The 22,397-nt window shown below is 40.1% G+C and carries 19 protein-coding genes; 4 read left to right on the plus strand and 15 right to left on the minus strand.

The window, feature by feature from the left end; all coding sequences use genetic code 11:
• Nucleotides 1-15: 15 nt before the first annotated feature.
• Nucleotides 16-1,362: a gliding motility-associated protein GldE gene (gene gldE / locus ACGE0T_RS02640; RefSeq protein ID WP_459188991.1), complete on the plus strand. Its 1,347-nt coding sequence runs from the start codon at nucleotides 16-18 to the stop codon at nucleotides 1,360-1,362.
• On the plus strand, nucleotides 1,362-1,988 hold the full coding sequence (locus ACGE0T_RS02645; protein ID WP_459188992.1) for a 4'-phosphopantetheinyl transferase family protein: 627 nt from the start codon (nucleotides 1,362-1,364) through the stop codon (nucleotides 1,986-1,988). The genes gldE and ACGE0T_RS02645 overlap by 1 nt, the downstream gene beginning before the upstream one ends.
• A gap of 171 nt (nucleotides 1,989-2,159) precedes the next feature.
• Here ACGE0T_RS02645 and ACGE0T_RS02650 read toward each other — a convergent pair whose 3' ends face one another.
• From ACGE0T_RS02650 to ACGE0T_RS02665, 4 genes are all read right to left on the minus strand, one after another.
• Complete coding sequence (locus ACGE0T_RS02650) at nucleotides 2,160-2,903, minus strand: shikimate dehydrogenase family protein (protein WP_459188993.1); 744 nt, start codon at nucleotides 2,901-2,903, stop codon at nucleotides 2,160-2,162.
• A gap of 119 nt (nucleotides 2,904-3,022) precedes the next feature.
• The gene (gene ubiE / locus ACGE0T_RS02655; RefSeq protein WP_459188994.1) at nucleotides 3,023-3,763 is read right to left on the minus strand and encodes a bifunctional demethylmenaquinone methyltransferase/2-methoxy-6-polyprenyl-1,4-benzoquinol methylase UbiE; all 741 of its coding nucleotides are present in this window, start codon (nucleotides 3,761-3,763) and stop codon (nucleotides 3,023-3,025) included.
• A gap of 6 nt (nucleotides 3,764-3,769) precedes the next feature.
• A complete protein-coding gene (locus tag ACGE0T_RS02660; protein WP_459188995.1) occupies nucleotides 3,770-4,720 on the minus strand; it encodes a phosphoribosylaminoimidazolesuccinocarboxamide synthase in 951 nt (316 codons plus the stop codon).
• An 89-nt stretch (nucleotides 4,721-4,809) separates the two neighbouring features.
• On the minus strand, nucleotides 4,810-5,802 hold the full coding sequence (locus tag ACGE0T_RS02665; protein ID WP_459188996.1) for a PhoH family protein: 993 nt from the start codon (nucleotides 5,800-5,802) through the stop codon (nucleotides 4,810-4,812).
• A gap of 177 nt (nucleotides 5,803-5,979) precedes the next feature.
• Between ACGE0T_RS02665 and ACGE0T_RS02670 the strand changes: the two genes are divergently transcribed.
• A complete protein-coding gene (locus tag ACGE0T_RS02670; RefSeq protein WP_459188997.1) occupies nucleotides 5,980-6,642 on the plus strand; it encodes a DUF5715 family protein in 663 nt (220 codons plus the stop codon).
• Nucleotides 6,643-6,742: 100 nt separating this feature from the next.
• Here ACGE0T_RS02670 and ACGE0T_RS02675 read toward each other — a convergent pair whose 3' ends face one another.
• The 9 genes from ACGE0T_RS02675 to ACGE0T_RS02715 form a co-directional block, all read right to left on the minus strand.
• Nucleotides 6,743-7,108, minus strand: a complete 366-nt coding sequence (locus tag ACGE0T_RS02675) for a thioredoxin family protein (RefSeq protein ID WP_459188998.1) — start codon at nucleotides 7,106-7,108, stop codon at nucleotides 6,743-6,745.
• Nucleotides 7,109-7,202: 94 nt separating this feature from the next.
• Nucleotides 7,203-8,609, minus strand: a complete 1,407-nt coding sequence (locus ACGE0T_RS02680) for a DUF3863 domain-containing protein (RefSeq protein ID WP_459188999.1) — start codon at nucleotides 8,607-8,609, stop codon at nucleotides 7,203-7,205.
• 18 nt (nucleotides 8,610-8,627) lie between these two features.
• On the minus strand, nucleotides 8,628-10,313 hold the full coding sequence (locus ACGE0T_RS02685; protein WP_459189000.1) for a hypothetical protein: 1,686 nt from the start codon (nucleotides 10,311-10,313) through the stop codon (nucleotides 8,628-8,630).
• Nucleotides 10,314-10,430: 117 nt separating this feature from the next.
• On the minus strand, nucleotides 10,431-12,098 hold the full coding sequence (locus ACGE0T_RS02690) for a RagB/SusD family nutrient uptake outer membrane protein (protein ID WP_459189001.1): 1,668 nt from the start codon (nucleotides 12,096-12,098) through the stop codon (nucleotides 10,431-10,433).
• Nucleotides 12,099-12,118: 20 nt separating this feature from the next.
• The gene (locus ACGE0T_RS02695; protein WP_459189002.1) at nucleotides 12,119-15,496 is read right to left on the minus strand and encodes a TonB-dependent receptor; all 3,378 of its coding nucleotides are present in this window, start codon (nucleotides 15,494-15,496) and stop codon (nucleotides 12,119-12,121) included.
• A gap of 193 nt (nucleotides 15,497-15,689) precedes the next feature.
• Nucleotides 15,690-16,673: a FecR family protein gene (locus ACGE0T_RS02700; protein WP_459189003.1), complete on the minus strand. Its 984-nt coding sequence runs from the start codon at nucleotides 16,671-16,673 to the stop codon at nucleotides 15,690-15,692.
• Between the two features lie 55 nt (nucleotides 16,674-16,728).
• The gene (locus ACGE0T_RS02705; RefSeq protein WP_459189004.1) at nucleotides 16,729-17,133 is read right to left on the minus strand and encodes an RNA polymerase sigma factor; all 405 of its coding nucleotides are present in this window, start codon (nucleotides 17,131-17,133) and stop codon (nucleotides 16,729-16,731) included.
• On the minus strand, nucleotides 17,103-17,309 hold the full coding sequence (locus tag ACGE0T_RS02710; protein ID WP_459189005.1) for an RNA polymerase sigma factor: 207 nt from the start codon (nucleotides 17,307-17,309) through the stop codon (nucleotides 17,103-17,105). Before ACGE0T_RS02710 ends, ACGE0T_RS02705 begins: the two co-directional genes overlap by 31 nt.
• 149 nt (nucleotides 17,310-17,458) lie before the next feature.
• Nucleotides 17,459-18,952, minus strand: a complete 1,494-nt coding sequence (locus ACGE0T_RS02715) for an IMP dehydrogenase (protein WP_459189006.1) — start codon at nucleotides 18,950-18,952, stop codon at nucleotides 17,459-17,461.
• A 152-nt stretch (nucleotides 18,953-19,104) separates the two neighbouring features.
• Between ACGE0T_RS02715 and ACGE0T_RS02720 the strand changes: the two genes are divergently transcribed.
• The gene (locus ACGE0T_RS02720; RefSeq protein ID WP_459189007.1) at nucleotides 19,105-19,812 is read left to right on the plus strand and encodes a pirin family protein; all 708 of its coding nucleotides are present in this window, start codon (nucleotides 19,105-19,107) and stop codon (nucleotides 19,810-19,812) included.
• Between the two features lie 63 nt (nucleotides 19,813-19,875).
• On the opposite strand, the gene ACGE0T_RS02725 is transcribed toward ACGE0T_RS02720, so the two are convergent.
• Both ACGE0T_RS02725 and ACGE0T_RS02730 read right to left on the minus strand, forming a co-directional pair.
• Nucleotides 19,876-21,162 carry a M64 family metallopeptidase gene (locus ACGE0T_RS02725; RefSeq protein ID WP_459189008.1) on the minus strand — a complete coding sequence of 429 codons (1,287 nt, stop codon included), beginning with the start codon at nucleotides 21,160-21,162 and terminating at the stop codon, nucleotides 19,876-19,878.
• A gap of 13 nt (nucleotides 21,163-21,175) precedes the next feature.
• Nucleotides 21,176-21,640 (minus strand): BF3164 family lipoprotein, encoded by a 465-nt coding sequence (locus ACGE0T_RS02730; RefSeq protein ID WP_459189009.1) that lies wholly within the window; start codon nucleotides 21,638-21,640, stop codon nucleotides 21,176-21,178.
• Nucleotides 21,641-22,397: the final 757 nt, after the last annotated feature.

Here is a 22,397-nt window from a genome sequence, read left to right on the forward strand (position 1 = left end):
CTAATACGGTTCCCCTTGGACTCAGACTATTATTTATCGGGCTTATTTGATCAAGTCTCTATACAGGATCTGACTGCAGGTCCTGTTATTGCATTATGTATTGCTATTCTTTTGTTGTTTGTCTCCGGTTTTGTCTCGGCATCCGAAGTCGCATTCTTTTCGCTGACTCCTGCAGATATTAATGATATAAAGGAAGAGAATACTCCTTCTGATCCCTTAATTCAGAAGCTATTGGATCGTTCCGAATATTTGTTGGCATCTATTCTTATCGCCAATAATTTTGTGAATGTGGCAGTGGTAATGTTGTGCACCTACAGTATTAATTCCATTGTTAATTTCTCCGCCGCACCTATGTTAGGGTTTATCCTCGAAACGATTATCCTTACTTTTTTGCTTTTGTTGTTTGGCGAGATTATGCCTAAGATTTACGCACAGAAAAATTCCTTGCGTTTCGTCCGGAAATCCGCTTCAGTACTGAATGTGGTGGAACATATCTGCCGTCCGCTTTCCAAAGTGTTGGTTACATCGACTAAAGTAATAAATAAAGCACTTGTTAAGAAGAAATATGACCTTTCTGTAGATGAATTGTCGAAAGCACTCGAACTGACCTCTACCGAGATACCGGAAGAAAAAGAGATGTTGGCGGAAATCATTAAATTCTACAATAAGACAGCCGATGAAATCATGACTCCGCGTCTTGATATGGAAGACATCGAAATCAAAACAAATTTCCGCGATGTTATAGACTTTATCATTAATTCCGGTTATTCCCGTATTCCTGTGTATGCAGATTCGGAGGATAATATAAAAGGTATCCTGTATATTAAAGACCTTTTGCCGTATATCGAGAAGCCGGATACTTTTCGTTGGCAGAGCCTTATCCGTCCTGCTTATTTTGTTCCCGAAACCAAAAAGATTGATGACTTGCTGGAAGATTTCCGTACCAATAAAATCCATATGGCAATTGTGGTAGATGAATTTGGCGGTACTTCCGGTATTGTAACGATGGAAGATATCCTGGAAGAAATCGTAGGTGAAATATCTGATGAATACGATGAGGACGAGAAACAATTTATCCGTCTTGCCGATGGTAGCCTGATTTTCGAAGCAAAAATACTGCTGACTGACTTCTTTCGTGTAATCGGTGCAGACCCTTCCGAGTTCGGGAAACTGACGGAAGAAGTGGAGACGCTTGCCGGTCTTTTGTTGGAGATAAAAGAAGACTTTCCACGCCGTCGCGAAATCATCGAATATAATGATTATCGTTTCCAGATATTGGAGATAGACAATCGCCGTATCCTGAAAGTCAAATTTAACCGCATTTCCGAAATGGAAAAGGAGGGAGATAAAGATAAAGAGTAATGCCCCTTCTTCTCCAACATACTGCTCCGTTATGGGGCGTCTGGAAGATTGAAGAATCTTCGGACACCCTCTTCTCCCTCTTAAAAAATGGGGAGGAATACCTTCCGGAACTTGAAAATATCCGCATGGAGCATCGCCGGCAGGAATGGATTGCCAGTCGAGTTCTTTTGCAGAAACTTTCAGGTAGCCCCACTCGTATAGCCTATCATGCGAACGGTTCACCTTATCTGCCGGATTCCCCGTTCTATATCAGTATTTCGCATACAAAAGGATATGCAGCAGTCCTGGTGCAAGAGCATCCGGCGGCCGGTATCGATATTGAGTACCGTTCTGACCGTGTAAAGAAGATACGCAGCCGTTTTATGACTCAGGAGGAAGAGGAAGGACTCGATAAAGAGCACGAAACAGAGCATCTGCTAATCCATTGGTGTGCAAAAGAAACTTTGTTTAAGATGATAGGCCGGGAAGAGGTCGATTTTCGTAGCCATCTACATGTCTGTCCGTTTCCATATGCCGAAGAAGGCTGTTTTACAGTAAAGGAAACCCGTTCTGGTTCACCCCGGCAATATCTTCTTGGTTTCCGTGTTTTTCAAGAATTTGTATTGACTTGGAGCCTGGGTAAATAGGGAAACCCCGCTTCCAGTACTGGAGCCAGTATGGCTTCACCGTTGGAGTTATATCATCTCCACTAGTGGAGCCACCTCGATACCAATAAAAAGGAACTGCCTTGCAAGTTGAAGACAGTTCCCTTCCCATGTTTATTATCTGTATCCTTTCGGACGTATTCTCTAATATCTTTATTTCTGCCAGATTTCCCAAGCGGCAAATGCTTGCAAAAGCAGCATTTCCAATCCGTTTTTCACAACAGCTCCTTTTTCTTTGCCTTTTTTCATGAAGAGCGTTTCATCCGGATTGTACAACAAGTCGTACAGGATATGGTTGGGTGTCAGCAGATCATAAGGTATATTTGGGCACGCATCGATATGGGGATACATGCCTAAAGGAGTTGTATTGACGATAACGGTGTATTGCTCCATAATTTTAGGAGTAATTTCTTCGTACGTGATACAAAATTCTTTCGGAGCCCTGGAAACCAGTGTAGCACCGACTCCCAATTGCTTTAGCCCGTGGAATACAGCTTTGGATGCACCACCTGTCCCTAATATCAAGGCTTTGCGGTGGGATTCGTTCATCAACGGCTCTATTGACTGTTTAAAGCCGATAATATCGGAGTTGTATCCAACCAGTTTTAATGTTCCGAACAATCCCTTTGTAAATTTGATGACATTGACAGCACCGATTTGGCGAGCGTCATCGTTGAGGTCATCCAGATAAGGGATGACTTGTTCTTTGTAGGGAATCGTAACATTCAGGCCTTTAAGTTCTGGGTTGCTTTTCAATACATCTTTAAATTCCTTGATGGAAGGAATTTCAAAATTCAGATATTCTGCATCTATTTTCTCTGCTTCAAATTTCTGATTGAAATAAGTCTTAGAAAAAGAATGCCCCAATGGGTACCCGATTAATCCATATTTTTGCATGACCTGTTGTTTTAAAAAAGTAATTGAATTATTGATATTGCCTATCCCTTGCAGGAGCTGCTTTTTAACAGCCCTGTTTGCTGTTTATCGTTTATCCGTACCTGTACTGTAGCCGTGCTTTACCGTTTGCAAGCCGTGTACATCGAGCATATTCCAAATGTAAAAGTCCGTGCCTTTGCCTCTGCAAATCCTTGTTTGGCAAGCAAACCGACCATCACATCTCCTTGTGGCACGACTTTAATAGATGCTGGTAAATAATTGTAAGCTGTCTTTTCCTTAGAGAATAGTTTGCCGATATTTGGAATAACCACCTTCGAATAAATACGGTAAAGTTGTTTCATCGGAAAATGTTCTGGAGTAGAGAGTTCCAGAATCATCAGATGGCCGCCCGGTTTCAGCACACGGTACATTTCGGCAAGCCCCCGTTCTATATTTTCAAAATTACGGACCCCGAATGCCGCTGTTACTGCATCGAATGTATTATCCTCATAGGTTAATGCCGTGCAATCCTGCTGTTCGAATGTGATATGATCCGAGAACCCGGCTTCCGCTACTTTCTTACGTCCAACCTCCATCATCCCTTCAGAAATGTCCGCCCCGATGATACGTTCCGATTTCAACTTCCGGTACATGGAAATGGCAAGATCGCCCGTTCCGGTTGCAATATCAAGTATGGAGGCAGGAGAGAAAGGCTGCAGGAAAGCAATGCCTTTCCTGCGCCATCCTTTATCAAATCCGAGTGACAGGGTATGGTTCAGCAAATCGTACACGCCGGCTATGGAGTCGAACATACGTCTGACCTGTGCGCCTTTGTGCTCCTCGTTATTATAAGGAAGAATTTGTTCCGGACCGTACTTCATCCCCGATTATTTATTAGCAAGGTACTCTGAAACATTTTTCTCGATGCGAGCCAACAAATTGTCGGTATCGCCTTTAACGAATGTTTCGCCGGTGATATGTTCGAATAATTCGATATAACGGTCGCTGATACCTTCTACTATAGCCGGAGTCATTTCAGGCACTTTCTGACCTGCTTTGCCCTGGAATCCGTTTTCCATTAACCATTCGCGAACGAATTCTTTGGAAAGTTGTTTCTGTGGTTCGCCTTTTTCGAAACGTTCGTCATAACCTTCTTTGTAGAAGTAACGGGAAGAGTCCGGTGTATGGATTTCGTCCATCAGATAGATTTTTCCGTTATGTTTACCGAATTCATATTTAGTATCAACCAGGATTAAGCCGCGTTTTTCTGCAATTTCAGTACCACGCAGGAACAATTCCATCGTGTATTTTTCCAGTACGGCATATTCTTCCGGTGTGGCAAGACCCTGAGCAAGGATTTCTTCTTTGGAAATATCCTGGTCGTGTTCGCCGATTTCAGCTTTTGTTGTAGGAGTGATAATAGGTTTTGGAAAACGCTGGTTTTCACGCATTCCTTCCGGAAGTTGGATGCCGCAGATTTCGCGAACACCACTTTTGTATGCACGCCATGCGCTACCGCATAAGTAACCACGTACAATCATTTCCACCGGGAAACCTTCGCAACGTACGCCGACTGTAACCATAGGGTCTGGTGAAGCCAGTTTCCAGTTCGGGCAAATGTCTGTTGTTGCATCCAGAAACTTAGCTGCAATCTGGTTCAACATCTGTCCTTTGTAAGGGATACCTTCCGGCAGAACAACGTCGAATGCAGAGATACGGTCGGTTGCAACCATAACCAAAAGGTCATCGTTGATGTTGTACACGTCACGTACTTTACCGTGATAGACACTTTTTTGTCCTTTGAAGTTGAAGTCTGTTTTAACTAATGCCTTCTTCATAACCTTGTTTTTTGTTGGGCGCTTCGCGAAACGTCCTTGCTTATATGTTCGTTATATGGCGCTTCGCGAAGCGCCGTGTTTTATTTGCTTTATGCTGTTGCGGGCGGGATATTTGCCGGGGTATCCTTGCCTGCTTCTTTTCTTTTTTTACTGTCGAATTTGTCGTACGCCTCGACAATGCGCTGCACCAGTTTATGGCGGACAATGTCTTTTTTATCGAATTCGATTTTACCGATGCCTTTTACTCCCTTTAGGATGTGTAAGGCTTGCACCAGACCGGATGTGGCAGAAGCCGGGAGGTCTATCTGGGTGACGTCACCGGTAATGATCATCTTTGCGTTCATGCCTAAACGGGTCAGGAACATTTTAATCTGGTGGGTCGTGGTATTCTGTGCTTCATCCAGAATAATCACGGCATCGTTTAATGTCCGTCCGCGCATAAATGCAAGGGGAGCGATTTGTATGACATTATTCTCCATATATTCTTTCAACTTGGCTCCGGGTATCATGTCTTGCAATGCATCATATAAAGGTTGCAGATACGGGTCAAGTTTATCTTTCATCTCTCCAGGAAGAAAACCTAATTTTTCTCCGGCTTCGACAGCCGGACGGCTTAATATGATTTTCCTTATTTCTTTGTTCTTTAATGCTTTTACGGCAAGAGCAATGGCAACAAAGGTTTTTCCTGTTCCTGCTGGTCCCGTAGCAAATACAAGGTCATTTTCCTCGAAAGCCTTTACCAGACGTTGTTGGTTTTCCGTACGTGCTACAATCGCTTTTCCGTTCATGCCGTGGATAATCAGATTTTCCTGTTTTACCACAGTAGGGGCTTTGCCTTTTACAATGTCGAGGATGACTTCTTCACTGAGTGAGTTAAATTCTTCGCAGTATTTCTCTATTTCGCGGATTTTCCTGAGAAAAAGTTCGGATTCATCTTCATCTCCGATTACTTTCATCACATTACCACGTGCAACGATACGCAACTTGGGAAACAATGTCTTGATTAATTGCATATTAACATTGTTTACACCGTAGAAAATAACCGGGTCTACGCTCTCAAGAATATAAATTCGTTCAATCATTCAAATTATTTTAATTTGTCTTTTGCAGAGATTTTTTCCACTCGTATTTAAGCTTACAAAATTAGTAATATTCTTTGTCTTCAATATGAATTGTATTATTTTTATTCTGCCTTTTTGTAACCTCCTATCTTTGTGAATGAGAAAATTCCTTACTTTTGTTTGCAAAATGAGAAAATAATGAAGAAAACAGCACTTAGTATATTGCTATTGCTTATCACCTTTTCAGTAGCAGTTCCATTTTCTTCTTGCGGTAAAAAGGAAAAGCGGGGAGAATTGAAACGTATCTGGTACAATGGAAGTTATAATCGTGATTTCAAGGATTTGAATGATCTTCATCTGGCAGAAGCCCAACGTATCGGCATCAAGCCTGCATCAAACAGGGATGAGGCCGAGAAGGTAAAAAAGAAGATGGAAAAAATAGAAACGAATAAGTATTATGAGGTAGAAGAACTTCGTCATTCAATACCTTATCTTATTCCTTCGGCAGCTGATTTATTGGAAGATATAGGACGTAATTTCCAGGATTCCCTTCGAAATCTGAATGCTTCTATTTACAAAGTGAAAGTAACCAGTGTAACCCGTACGATTGATGATATTAAAAATTTAAAGAAGCGGAATACAAACTCTTCTCAAAATTCGGCTCACCGCTATGGTACAACCTTTGATGTTTCATGGGTTCGTTATACAAAGGTAGATGAAAGCGATACGTTGAATATCGACAAAGACCACCTTAAAATGGTTTTAGCTTCAGTACTTAGGGACCTTCACCGGGAGAAACGTTGTTATATAAAGCATGAACGTAAACAAGGGTGCTTTCATATTACCGTACGGAATAGTTGACAAGTGACAGTTGAGATGTGACAGTTGACAGTTATCTCGGCTTCCAGCCGATTTGTATACCGGGCGCGAAGCTTAACTGTCAACTGTCACTTGTCAACTGTCAACTGAAAAAGATAATTGAATTTTCAATTATCTTTTTCAACTCTTGTTTGCCTAACGTACCCAACATCATTTCTTTTGTTCCGTCCATACGGCAAATGAGCAGGGTTGGGATGGTTCGTATTTTAAATGCATTTTCCAATTCTTCCTCATTGTCCACATTGACTTTGTATATATCCAGTTTACCATCATATTCGTTTGCCAGTTCTTCAAGAATTGGTTCCAAACGTTTGCAGTAACCACACCATGGTGCATGAAAGTCGACTATGCAAGGTTTATTCCCTGTAAATTTCCAGTTCTTCGGATCTTCTTCAAAGTTTCCAACTTTTTGTATGAAATCGGCTTTTGTTAATTCAATAGGTTTCATAATTTTCTGTTTTTAATTGACATTGCAAAGATACCGATATTCGTCGTATTGGATAAATAGCAATATAACCTGTTTGGTTGGCAATATTTCCTTTTTAGAATAATTCCGGATAATATTTGCGGATTAAATCCTGATCCCCCTTTTCCAGTTCAGTAATAAGTACCGGTTTGTCCTGAGCTCTTAATCCTTTCTGGTTGATTACATTTATCAGGCTCCAGTCTTTACCCGGTTTATCAGGTGTAGGGTCTGAGGGTTCTACAGCCTTTAAGTCATAACGGGTAAAATCGATAACATAGGCAGGTGAATTTCTTTTGTGCCAGTCCCTCAACAATGCTAACCGAAATTCTTTATTCATAAACCATTTAATCTCCAGGTTATTATAAGAATCTCCTAATCCGGAACCCCGTTCTACGAATTGATAGTTCCAGTCGTCATTCGATTTGTATTGCTCTCTCCAAAGTGTACCGAACTCTCCGAAGGTTACGAAATGGGTATCAGGCCATCTTTTTTTTGTGTCGGTTACCCACATTTTCATGGCATCACAAATAAATTCTTTTCCGAACTCGTGAACCATCTGGGCTTCCCATATATTGGTTACCCATCCGAAGCCGTTCAGTTCCATCCCTTTGTCGAAATGGATAGATTGCGTGTGCATTACTTCCCGGTGTCCCAAGTCGAGTCCCCATCCTTTATACGTTTCAATCGGACCAACACCTCTGCGGCTGTTATATCCGTCGATACCATGTCCGATAGCTCCACTGCGGCGGGCACAGATAAAGTCCATAGTCCAACCGTCCAGGTTTACACAATCGATAAAGTCACTTTTTCCCTGTGCCGGTTTACAGAAATGTTCTGTAGACGGATAGAAAGGATAGGAAGGAGAACCGTCTGCGCCACCGCCATCGATATTATGCTGACTCCAGATAACGGCATGTGCGGTATGAATGTCTTCTTTTTCTGCCAGATATTTCAGGTTGTCGGCAGATAAGAATCCACCCATGATTGATTGGGGACGGTAGCCGTTGCCTACCCATTTTGAAATAATTTGTATTGCTTCTGACATTTCGCGGTTTACCCGTTCGCGTGGCAGGTACATTGCCGGGAAGTATCCTGGGAAATAAGTGATCTCGTCTCCATATTTTTTATGGCATTCTACTACATAATCACGGATTTCCTTATAGTTTTTACGCTGGTCTTCCAAAGCATTCATTGTAAATCCCCAAGTCAGACGTCCATCCGGATTGTTTGTGGCAAAAGCTTCTCTTAAAGCACGAACTCCGTCAAGTGTATGCCAGTCTGCCTCGTCTCTGGGGTGAAGTTTTACATCTCTTGATACTTCCCAGGGTGTGGTACGTATCATGATACACAGAGTAACAAAACGGTTCCCTTTTATTGTTAGCGGTTTGGAACCGGGTTCAGGATTCGCAGCCCGGACATCGGAGGGAAAACCCGTTATTAATGCCAGTAGCAGTACGATTAATGGTCTAAATAAATTTTTCATATATTCGTTTTTTTATAATTAATGGTTACTTTGAGCTTTGTTTGTACAATCGATAACAACTTTGTTATTTTCAGGAAGTATCCTAAAAATGTAGTCAGAATCGGCTTCCGGCTTTTTAAAGGAACCTTCTTTACAATTAATTATATAACTGAAACCGTCAAATTCGGCATTGATGGTTTTTTCCTCAATAGAGGTGAAAGGCAATTTTTTTCCAACGGCCGTTCTCAGTTCCAATGCCCACGAGAAATTAGTGTTATTATCCGGAGCTGTAACTTCGAAACGATCTTCATAGAATACAATATGGAACAGGTGCCCTTCTTTATCTTTACAGGAAACCATCAGTATATCCTTGCCTGTTTCTGTGACAACAGGGTCTGTCAGGATAAGCTCTTCCTTGTTTCCATTGTCCAACTGCACGATACGGAGTCCGGCACGGTCCGTTCCTTCACTCCACATAAAGCCATCGACAACAGGCAAAGTAAAGAATAAAAATTGATTGCCGGTACCTGGTTTGTCCAGATAAGCAGATTTATAATTTTCATCGAATAGATGAATGTCCCTGAAACGGAAGAAATCTTTTCCCCATAACAGGTTTGCACGGTAGTAACGACTATTGAACCAAACCGTTTTATTCCCTTCGCCACGTATATCCGATAATGTGGTAACAGCCGTTGCAGGAGAAACAGCAAATTGTTCTTTAAACCATTTACCTGATTGTTCCAATGTTTCAATTTGTATTTTATTCTCTTTTCTCAGTGAGTCCAGGATAGGTATCTGCATTTCCAGACCTTTGCGCATGTTACTCCATGTAAATGAATTTTCTTGTCCGGCTTGTGCATAGTTGAATGCCAGGCAAGGCTGATTTACTATCGATTCCAGAAAATAATCGACCCATTGCCTGTCCATTCCCGCTTTTTTATAAACTGGTTCAAGTGATATTACCCCTTGTCTTTCATTTCCAAGCCCGTCGTCATATTGATAAATCGGATCGCTTCCCAGCATACGAAAAATAGGTACAGGTATTTGTCCTTCGGTTGTCTGTGCAGGCATGTAGGCATTTTGTTTGCTTGGATAATATGCCTGGTTCCAGTATCCTCCCCACAAGGTATATCCGTCCGTTCCTATTTGGTCTTTGCAGTTACATGAGGCTACGATATGATATTTATCATACATATAAGCTAATGTATGTGCATCGATAAACCAGGAACCCACGGATTTGGGATAACTGCCGAATATTTCTTTGAATTTTGCCATATAGACATCTACTAAGCGTTCCCGCTCTTCTTTGCTGTATCCTGTGCTGAATGCAATATTAGCATGGGATACCCAACTGTGTTCTCCCCGCCATTGGATTCCTGCAGCTTCGATCTGGGGTTGTGTTAATTCCCACCAGGCCCCGATTTCAGACTGGGTATTCAGTTTGTTTTTTAATAAATCCTGATATAACGGATTTATTAGGGCGTCATATTGTAGTAGGAATGTAGCAGGCAAATCATATTTATTTACCAGCTTGACCTGTTCGCATACCGTTTCATACAACAAGCTGTCTGCGTTTGCTACGCGATAGTCGGTTTGACGGATAAAATTGATAATATTAATGATACGGGGTGAAACGTTACTTTGCGCTTCTTTTGTATTTGTTGTACAGCTTATACATAATATACATAGTAGCCATACAGTCCAAATCTGTTTTTTATAAATCATATAGGTATAAATAAAATGCTAAAATTAGAAATAAGATAATGTAAAAAGGGTGCCAAAAGAAGTCAACAGTTTGTTGAACCTCATTTTGGCACCGCACTGCCTATTTAACCTGATTCGTTAGTCCCAACCTGGGTTGTTAGGCTGTAAACTCGGGTTAAGATATAATTCGTCTAAAGGAAGAGAATAATAATAGTTCTTAGGAGCGACAAATTTACGGTTTGCAGCAGGCTCTACGATCAGGAAGCCATCTTCATCTGTCAATCCGGGGTTTCCATCGTTCAACACATTCAAATGTTCATATTCCGAACCTTTCAACTTGATGCCTTTGATTGCTTTCGGAAGTTCTTCTTCAGCCGTTTTCCAACGTCTCAGGTCATCACGGCGGAAACCTTCAAAAGCTAATTCGATAGTTCGCTCACGACGGATTTCGGTTTGCATGTCCAAGCCGTTTGCTGTTACAAAAGCATTCGTCAGATGAGGCATCTCGACACCTTTGCGGGAACGAATTACATTGATTGTTTTATTCAGGATATCATCGCTGATTGCTCCGTCCTTTTCAAAGGTCGCTTCTGCCAAAATCAACAAAACTTCCGGATAACGGATAATATGGTAGTCATACGCATCTTTATCAGAAGGTATCATTGTCTCTGCCATGAATTTATAGATCTTATATCCGGTACGGGTTTCAGGGCGTATCGTAAATTTAGGAGAACATTCTTCTTCTCCCATCTGAGGACTCCAATAAACAGTTCCCGGCATCAGGAATGTTTGTTTCATACGTGGGTCACGGTTTTCATATTCGCTTGCAATTGTGGCATAACCTTTGAACTCGGCATTCGGGTTATCGATTGGCAGACCGGTACTTTTACATAAATACATATCGGCTAATTTTTTTGTCGGTGTACCTCTCCAACCCCAATAAACCGGATGTGCAGTAGAGTGCATGCGAACATCTGTATAATAACGACTGCCGAAAATCTCTTCAGCCGTATCATCTCCGGCATCAATAAACAAATAGCGATAACTTTCATCTCCGGAACCTTCATACAAAGAGTATTGCTTACTACTGATAACTTTATTTGAAGCATCAATAGCTTGTTGGAGCAAGTCCTGATAATCTGCACGGTTCTGATGATATTTTGCCCAAGTTCCAGCAAATAAGGCGACTCTGGCTTTCAGTGCTAATACGGCTCCTTGTGTGATACGTCCTTTTTCATCAGCTGTCAATTCCTTTTGTAATGGCAAGGATGTGGCAATATTTTCCAGTTCAGATAAGATAAAATCCTCTACCTTTTCCCGTTTTTCTCTGCTTCCGTATAATTCGGGGGATTCGACGTCCAGTACTTTAGTCAGAAGAGGCACATCGTTAAACTTTTTTATTAACCGCCAATATGTATAAGCTCTGAAGAATCTTGCTTCCGCAACATAGCGTTGAATTTCAGATTGGTCGCCTTCGTAAGTCTGCGCTTTTTCAATAATAATATTACATTGGCGGACATCTTTAAAGCGATCATTCCACTCATCATCTTTGTTCGGGGCAATTAGTGTTCCGTTGCTGGTGGTATTTTCGTTTAGTTCATAACCTATATCGCTATCTGTATCTTTTGTCCCGAATGATTCCGTACGGGAATAAAGCCAGTTCGCCTCTTTCATAAAATCTTCCGGAGTTTTCCAGTAAAGCTCATCAGGCAGGTTGTCTTTCGGCAATAAATCAATATCCTGACAAGCTGAAAATAACAAAGCGGTAGTGGCAAGACACCCCAATAATATTCTATATCTTTTCATGATTTTTTAATTTTAATTTTTTAGAATACAACATTTATTCCAAAAGAATAATTACGAGCAAACGGATAAGAAACATAACCACCTTCTTCTTCCGGATCCCATCCGCCCGGAGTATTATGCACTTCGAATAAATCTTCACCGGAGAAGTATATGCGAAGCTTTTGCAGACCAATCCTGGTCGTAAATGCAGACGGTATTGTGTATCCCAGTTGTAAATTTTTCAAACGGGCGTAAGCTACATTATGCTTGGTGTTTGTTGATACATAATAATTATAGTTTCTCTTGCTTTTCAAAGTGATTGCCGGATATTGAGCATCAGTTCTTTCTGCTGTCCAGGTTTTTCCGTACCAATATTCGGCTGATTGGTACCATGCTTCAGGCATTGGTTTGCTTGCTTCACCTTCCAGGAACATAGTCCTGCGTCCGACACCCTGAATGAATGCTCCAAAATCGAAGTTCTTGTAAGCAGCGCTCAAATTCAGACCGAAATTATAGCGTGGATTCAAATCGCCTAAATACACAACGTCACCATCACCTTCTTCACCATTACCCAATACTGAGAGTTTGCCATCGTTATCCAAATCTTTGTATTTGGCATCGCCAACACTTAAATCACCGGGAATACCACCGTTCGGGAAACGGGCTTTGTATTCTTCCAGTTCTTGTTCGTTTTGGATAATACCGTCAAATTCATAACCGAAATAAGATTTCAGGGGATAACCTGTCGGAGTATCATTCTTTCCTAATGTAATCAGATTATTTCCAACTCGTTCAACAACCTTATTCCGTGCGTCGCTGATATTGAAACGAACAGAATAACTGAAGTCTTTAATTTGGTCTCTCCATCCTAATGAAATTTCCCAACCTCTGATACTCAAGTGACCGCTATTAGTACTTGGTGCATCAGCTCCTAATATGGAAGGATATGTTTTTGCAATCAACATATTCTTGTTTTCTTTCCAGAAATAATCAAATGATCCGTATAAACGGTTTGACAAGGTCGAAAAATCAAGACCGACGTTGGTTGTACGAATTGTTTCCCATGTACGTGCAATGGATACGATATTTCCGTTGGTTGCCATCTGTCCCTTGTTTCCTGCTCCGAACGGATAGTAGTCTTTGCTTAATGAAATCAATTGGATATAATCGTATAGACCGATACCCGATTGATTACCCATTTCACCGTAAGACGCTCTTACTTTCAAATCATCAAATACGTTGAGTTTTTTCATAAAACCTTCTTCTCCGATACGCCAGGCAGCATTCACTCCTGGGAAATATCCCCAACGGTGGTCCGGGTGGAAACGGGAACTTCCATCTGCACGTATGGTTCCTTCAATGGTATATTTGTTGGCAAATGTATAATTAACCCTTGAGAAGAATGAATTGATTGTCCAGGCTTCTCCTTCACTGTAAGCTGTTTGGTCTTCGGAACTACCTAATTGTAAAGACATGTTTTCCTGTTGGTCGAAATTGATTCGCTTTGCAGAGAACATATCATAATTCTCAGACTCGTTGGATGTACCGACCATAATGTTCAAATCATGCAGCTTATTGAAATTCTTTTTATACTCAGCGTATAAAGTGAAGTTCTTGGAAAGCCTTTTACTATATTTACGTTCAGCGCTGTTCGGAGTACGTTTTTCCCGGACATAGTTATTATCCCAATCGTAGTTGACGATGCTCTTATTGGTAATGTTCTCATCCGAATCATATTTACGGATTACAGCCTGTCCGATTAAATTCAAACCGTCAATAATATTCCATTTCAACTGGTTGTTTATTGTGAAGTTTGTGGTAGTCTTATTCGCTATGCCACCATCTTCCAAAACCTGTGCAGGGTTATCAAATCCTTCGAAGGTATAGAATCCTCCTTCCGGATTTCGTAGCGGAGCCCAGGAACGTGTTTTATAAATAAGTTCCCAGATATTTTGTCCTTCCGTTATACCGGAAGAATAATTTCTGCTACCGGATTCATAGGACATATTAAGATCATAAGTCAGGTTCTTGAAAATTTCGATGCTGGATTTTGCACGGGCGAAATAACGTTTGTTGAGGTCTTCGCCGAATTTCGGTAAACCTTCTTCACGCTGATGTCCTAAAGATATCATGTAAGAATATTTTTCACCGCCTCCGGAGATATTCACATTGTAATTCTGCATATTGCTGTTACCGATAAGCATATCGTTCCAATCCTGGTTTTTATAAAATTTAGGGTAACCGGTCCAGCGTCCCCACTGTGGAGAATCAGTCAATACCAAATCGCTGTTCTGACGGATTAAATCCAATTCATCTGCTGTATATTCTACCGGAAAAGAACCGTCTGTAATTTCTAATGCCATTTCCGCATGTTGCAATAAGTTTGCAGTCTTTTTCAGTAAAGCTGGAGTTTTTATTGAATAATAAGCATCAAAACCAACAGTCAGTTTTTGATTGCGTTTACCGCTTTTTGTTGTAATCAATACAACACCATCGGATGCACGTGCACCGTAGATAGCTGCTGTTCCGTCTTTCAAAACAGAAATGTTTTCTATATCGGCAGGATTTATTGAATTGATATTTCCTTCTGCTCCGTCAATTAAGACAAGTGGAGTACCACCGTTGATGGAAGATACATCACGGATTTTCATTGTCATGTCTGAACCGGGAGCTCCTCCTGAACGGGTGATTGTCAACCCCGGAACTTCTCCTTGCAAAGCAGCGGCCGCATTTTGGACCGGGCGAGCTTCGAATGCCTTGGAATCAGCTGTGGAAACAGCACCACCCAGGTTCGCTCTTTTTACCGTACCGTAACCAACTACAACCACTTCGTCCATTAGCTGTGTGTTTTCTTTTAATTTTATAGATAAGGATGCTTCACGGCCAGGACGTAGTTCCATCATGCTATACCCGATGTAAGATATTTGTAATAGGCTATTGTCGGAAATGTTTATGATGAAGTTACCGTCGACATCTGTAACTGTTCCGTTAGAAGTACCCTTTTCTACAATATTGGCACCGATAATGGGATCTCCATTTTCATCCGTTACTTTACCTTTTACTACTTTTTTGTTTTGTGTAACAGACTGGGCTACAGGGCTTGTTTTTGTCGTTTTTTCAATCGGATTAATCAGGATAAAATTATTTTCTGTAATTTCATATTTGATTCCTTCTTTTTCAAAGATGTGTTTCAGAATCGCTTCTACAGTCTGGTCTTTTACGTTGACAGATACTTTTTTATCTAAATTGATTTTTTCACTTTCATAGATAAAACGATAGCCTGACTGATTTTCTATCAGGAAAAGGACTTCCTTTATCGTTTGATTTTTTACTTCCAGCGATAGCCTGGTTTCCTGTGAATGGACGGCTGCTGAGATTTGAAGTGAAAATATGATCGAAAGCAATGTTGCTAATCTCATAATAGACAGAATCTTTTTAAGGGCCGGATACTGTTCCGACTTTGATATAGTTGAAAAATTCATATATTTGTAATTCGATTGTTAGTTAACACTAGTGTTGCAAGCACTAATTTTAATGATCTGGAATACGGCGGGGAATGTTGCACCATTTCCCGTCTTTTTGTGTTTATGATATTCTTACTTCATAGGCATTCTATTTAGAGGTTATACTTATATTTTTTCCTTTCACGGTATAATCGATATTGCTTAGGCGGGATAAAACCCCCAATATGTCTGTTATGGTTTGTTCCTGTAAAACTCCGTCGTAGTGGATTTTTTTACCTAAATCCTTTTGGAGGGTAATGATAACATCATATCTTCTTTCCAGATATTTGCATACGGTTGCCAGCGACATATGGTCCATATATAATTTATCATTCAACCAACTGTAAGAATGTGAGAGTATGCCTGATACCGGTTTTATTTCATTTGTATGTTTATCGAAGGTGGCCATATCTCCGGCATTCATTATTAATTTATTTTTTCCATGATTCAATTCAATACACCCCTCCACCAAGGAAGCTGATACTGCTTGATCATCTTCGTATGCCTGTAGATTAAAAGAGGTTCCCCATACTTTTAACTGGAGTTCGTTTGCCATTTTTATTACGAAGGGTGTTTTACTTTTTGATACGTCAAAAAATCCTTCTCCCTGAAAATGAACTTCTCTGACCTTTTTTTTCGGATTATATGAATAGGTAATATTGGAACCTGAATTTAATTGGACTTTGGTCCCGTCCGGTAATGTTACTTCCGAGCGGTTACCGTAATCGGCAGTCATGCTAACGGATATTTCCTGTTGTTTGTCGAACATTCCGGTAGTGGAAAGAATAAACAGACAGAGTATTGATGCTGCAACTCCGGAAGTTATATAACCTATTTGGATTAAACGTTTCCGGATATTATTTTTCTTTGTATTTGTATGATTTACTTTTTCCCAGGCACGCTGTGTATCGAATGCTTCCTGTTCTATATAGGAACCGGTTTCTATCCAGATATTTTTGTATTGTTCAAAGTCTTTTTTGTTGGACTCATTTTGATCCAACCATTCCTTCAGGGAAGGAGCCATGTTTGCATCATTTGCTCCATCAGATAAATGGTCTACTATCTGTTCACCTATTTGTTTTTTCAAATCCATGAGTCTTGTTTTTATATATAAGACACAGCAAATAAAAAAAGGTCCTATCCGGATTTTACATTTCTTTAAGTTCCAGGCATTTTTTTAGTTTTTGTAGTGACGTCCAAATTTGGTTTTTAATAGTCTTTACCGAGATGTCCAGCTTTTCTGATATTTCTTTTTGTTTTAAGCCTTTTATCCGGTGAAGAAGCAATACTTCCCTGCTACGACTTGGAAGACGGTTGATGCAGTCATAGAGGGCAATCCGGAACTCTTGAGTTTCGAGCGGGGTTTCTTCATAAGATAAAGTCAGTTGCTCCTCGTTGTTTGTCAGGATATTTAGATGAGATTTGGAACGAATATGGTTTAGAGCCAGGTTTTTAGCCATTTGATATAGATAGCCGGAGACGTTCTCCTTGATGGCGATTTTTTGCCTGTGGTACCACAGGTTCAGGAAAACTTCCTGAACCTGTGGTACCACAGGTTCAGGAAAACTTCCTGAACCATGTCCTCCGTATCGTTCTTATCTTGTAATATAGCGTATACGTATTGGCAGAGACGGGCATAATAACGATCAAACAGTTTGTTGTAACTTACATAATCATTATTTCCGATTGCTGTCATTAGCATTTCGTCAGTGATCTTTGTTTCAGGCATCTATCAGTACATTTATCTCCTTGGCGTTCAAATATACGATATTTTTAATTAAAACAGTAAATATTAAGTATTATGAGAAGTAAAAAGTATTAATAAAAAAGGCTAGACCCGATTTCGGGTCTAGCCTTTTTTATATGAGGTATGTAAAATTAGCTCTGTTCTTTCAGAATTACGTCATGTGCTCCTCCCTCTACAATACTGGTAGAAGAAACTAATGTTATTTTTGCATTTTTCTGCAAATCAGGAATTGTAATAGCACCACAACTACACATAGTTGCAATAATCTTACCCAGTGTAACATTCAGGTTGTCCTTCATCTTACCTGCATAAGGTACATAACTGTCTACGCCTTCTTCAAACTTCAGTGATTCATTTCCACCCATGTCATAACGTTGCCAGTTCTTTGCACGGTTGGAACCTTCACCCCAATATTCTTTTACGAAGTTATTTCCGATTTTTAGTTTTTTCGTAGGAGATTCGTCAAAACGGGCAAAATAACGTCCCATCATCAAAAAGTCAGCTCCCATAGCCAAAGCCAGTACCATGTGGTAGTCATGTACAAGACCGCCATCACTGCAGATTGGTACATATACACCATGTTTTTGATAATATTCGTCACGTGCACGTGCAACATCAATCAAAGCTGTAGCTTGTCCGCGTCCGATACCTTTCTGTTCGCGAGTGATACAGATCGAACCGCCGCCAATACCTACTTTAATGAAATCGGCACCGGCTTCCACCAGATAGTTGAAACCGTCCTGGTCTACTACGTTGCCTGCACCAACCAACACTTTGTTGCCGTATTCTTTCTTAATCCAAAGCAACGTTTCCTGCTGCCATTCAGAATAACCATCGGAAGAGTCAATACACAAAACATCAACGCCTGCTTCAACTAAAGCCGGAACGCGTTCTTTGTAATCGCGGGTATTAATCCCTGCACCAACCAGTAATTTCTTGTCTGCTCCGGATAATTCTTTCGGATTATCGCGGTGGCTGTCATAGTCCTTGCGGAATACGAAATATTGTAATTTCTGATTTTTATCGATAATAGGCAATGTGTTCAGTTTGTGGTCCCAGATAATCTGGTTTGCTTCACTTAAGCCCAAGCCGACTTCTCCGACAATCAGTTTGGAGAACGGAGTCATAAAGTCTTTCACCTTTTTATCTGCCGGATCCTTTTCTGCACGATAATCACGGCTGGTTACCATACCCAGTAATTTACCATTAGGTGTACCGTTGTCGGTTATTCCGATTGTAGAATGCCCTGTTTTCTGGACCAATGCAATTACATCAGCCAATGTGTTTTCAGGAGTCAGGTTTGAATCACTGATAACAAAACCGGCTTTAAATTTTTTTACCTTGCGTACCATATCAGCTTGCGAGTCGATAGGCTGTGAACCGAAGATGAAAGATAATCCACCATTTCGGGCAAGTTCCATCGCTAACTCCGGTCCGGATACAGATTGCATGATAGCCGAAACGAATGGTATATTTAATTCGATTGCCGACTTTTCACCTGCTTTATGCTTTACAAGAGGGGTTTTTAGCGAAACGTTGTTGGGTACACATTCTTTGGTGGTTAAACCGGGAATAAGCAAGTATTCTCCAAATGTCCTTGATACATCGTTTAAGTAAACTGCCATAATTGAATTATATTTACTGGATGATTTTTATTAGGGTACAAAAGTACTCAATTCTACCGTATAATAGAGCCTTTTTGCTGATAATTTTTTCCGTAGAACTTTTAGCCCTTGAATAATGTTCTATTGACAGATTAAGTAAGGAGGATTTATTAATGAAAAAAGTAGTAGATAAAGCGAATACTCGCGGTTATGCAAATCACGGTTGGCTTAAAACTTACCATACATTCAGTTTTGCCAATTATTATAATCCTAATAGAATGCATTTCGGCATGCTCCGTGTTTTGAATGACGACACAGTAGCACCGAGTGAAGGTTTTGATACACACCCTCATAAAAATATGGAAGTGGTATCTATTCCGTTGAAAGGATTTTTGCGCCATGGCGACAGCATACAAAACAGTGAGGTAATTACCCCTGGTTTTATCCAGGTGATGAGTGCCGGAACAGGTATATTCCATAGTGAATTTAACGACAGTCCGGAAGATAAACTGGAGTTTCTTCAGATATGGGTATTTCCGCGTGAAGAAAATACATCGCCTAAGTATAATAACTATGATATTCGTGGTACCCAGAAACCGAATGAGTTGGGAGTGTTATTATCTCCGAATGGAGAATCAGAAGCATCCCTCAATCAGGATGCCTGGTTTTTGATGGGGACATTGGATGCCGGGGTTGTTAAACAATATCAGTTGCATAGTAAAGAAAACGGCGTTTATCTGTTTGTTATAGAAGGCGAAGTTGAAGTAGATAATACCGTACTTTCCAAACGGGATGGTGCCGGATTCTGGGAAACGGATGGTATTACTATCGAAGTGTTGAAAAAAGCGACAGTACTGTTAATAGAAGTACCTATGCATTGATTTATTTCAATGTAAAAGAAGAAAGCAGGCTGGACGGTAATGTACCGTGCCAGCCTTTATATTTTAATAGGCTTTGTCTGTGAGGAAATGAACCATCTGTGAAATAGCCCGGCTACATGCAGGGCAGAACGGGGCATAATCACGCATCATGCAATGGTCTTTCGGACGGTAAATGCCTTTGGATATATAACCACCTCCTTCAAACACTCCGGTCTTATCTTTATGCGTAGCATCCAGAGGTGTGGGGATTGGCGTTCCGGCAGGCAATAAATCTTTCCACTTGCTTTCAAAATCAACTAAAGTGGTGATGTTGGGCTCCCAAGGCTCATATTTCAGGTTATAGAAATCCTGGTAAGCCACTTCCGAAGAAAAATATTCGTCGGCGAGTCCGGCAAAACTGTGTCCGAACTCGTGTGTAAATACAACTGGTGTTTTGGGGTGGTCTGCAGTTCCGCATGCATAGAAGTTATACATTCCGCCCCCTCCGTAAGTATCCGTATTAACCAGAATGAAAATGGCATCGCAGGGAACATTCCAAACGGCATCACGAACGGGTTTCATGTCTTGTGTTGTCAGATAACGGTCTACTCCGAAGGTATAATACCCCGTGTTGAGGGCGGTATTTTTAAATATACCTTTTCCGGATACATCCGTACCGGACTCTTCTGAAATTACTTCTACAGCCCAAACATTAAAATCATTTTTATAATCAGTGAAGGGAGGCGTAGCGAATAATGCATCGGTAAAACGTTTGGCATCTGATACGAATTTTTCCTGTTCATTGGCTGTATAGCCTTCCCCGATAAAAACCAGGTCGACTTTTTCTGATGAATTGCCATTGTTTAAAACCGGATAGACTTTATTATCTTTCAGTTTTCCCCGGTCTATAAAAATGCTGGTTGGATCAATATCCATTTTCAGCAGGGGGTGAAACTTCATATCGGCTTTGTCGCGTGCCGTTATTTCGATAGAAACAATTGATTTCGGGAAAGGAACAGAGATGCTGTTATTCCATGACTGGCTTTCTGTTTTAGCTTGTTCTGTAGTACGCCATTCTTCAAAAAGCGTATTGAATCCTCTCGAATAAATCAGCTTATTACTGGCTTTATCATATACATTAATATAATAGCCTCCATAGTTGAATTTGTCAATCAGATTTTTAATAGGACCTCCCCATACCGGTTCTTCGCGAAGAAGTTGGATCGCTGCAGATTGTGTTTGGGCATTACCACTTAGGGCAAAATCGACCCGGAGACTTTTTTTCTGAAAATACTTGTCGAACTCACTTTGTGCAAAAACGGATAGATTACAAAGGATGGCGGCAAAAAGAAGTAGATACTTTGTTCTCATGTTTTTAAGTGTTTTAATATTGATATGAAATAATTTTATCTTCATGTGTTTCCGGATTTATTCCGTAGATTATTTGATGTTCTTCATCAACAATAAAAGCTGATAAAGAATGCTCTAAGTTTAATTTCTTTATAGGTTTTCCATTCCAATTGTAGATTTCTATAATCGATGAATGATTTTTATCTATATCCCCCCAGGGAATACCGGCATATAATGCGTAAATATATTTATCTGTACATGAAAGGGATTCATAATGTACAATATTATTTTCTACGTTGTATTTGTAATTACCCTTTCCTTCTTTAAAGGTATGAAAATTAGGCGTGTCTTTTGTTCCGATAGATGCAAGTATTTCCAGTTTTTGACCGTTGATTGAGCCAATCTCTATTCGGTCAATGAAAAAATAGGCAAAAGCTACCTTGCTATTAGATGAAGATATCCACGTATCATCAAATTCTGTATAATAGTTACTTCCCATACTTTTCTTTAAGTCGAACGTGTTTGGTAAGGTATCTAATAATTGTTGAGATGAAAAATCCCATAATTCTCTGGAACTGATTTTGCTATTGCTCCTTTTTAATAAGTATAAGTTCTCTTTGATATAATTGATTTCCCAGAAGTAGCGATTATCACTCGGCTTAAGAACGGATTCATTAATGAAAGTTGCAGTAGAGTCAGTCAGTGAATAGCTAACAAATTTATCTGTAGCATGGTCTCGAAATGAAAAAATATTTTCTGGTGTATTTTTATGACTGTGGGCATAATGTATTCCTTAGGTCCATTCCCTATGGGACAGAAAGCATATAAAAATTTGAAGTCAGGAAATGAATAAGTATAAAAGGATTCTTTAGCATTGCTACTAACGTTTTGTAATACAATGTAATTTTTATACTTATAGATATTGCCTATTTTTATAATTTCATTAATAGGAATGCATGTTGGGGATAAATATTCTGTGGTTGGAAAATTTTTGAGTTGTTTTTCACCATTTTTACAAGACAGAGAAAATGCTATGGTTATAATAAAAATACATTTTATAATTGTTCTGGTGATTTTCATTTTATGTAGATTTAAAATAGTAGTACGAAAGTTTCTGTCGTAACTTCCACTCTCGCCTTTAGTCCACGTTTCTTCTAAACTGTTATTTTTATTGTAAAGATAGGTGAAAAAACATATGAAATCAGTTTGTCTACAGAAAAGTTTATCTTCTTTTTCCTGTTATCTAAATAGATGCT

The organism is Parabacteroides sp. APC149_11_2_Y6, assembly GCF_054506995.1.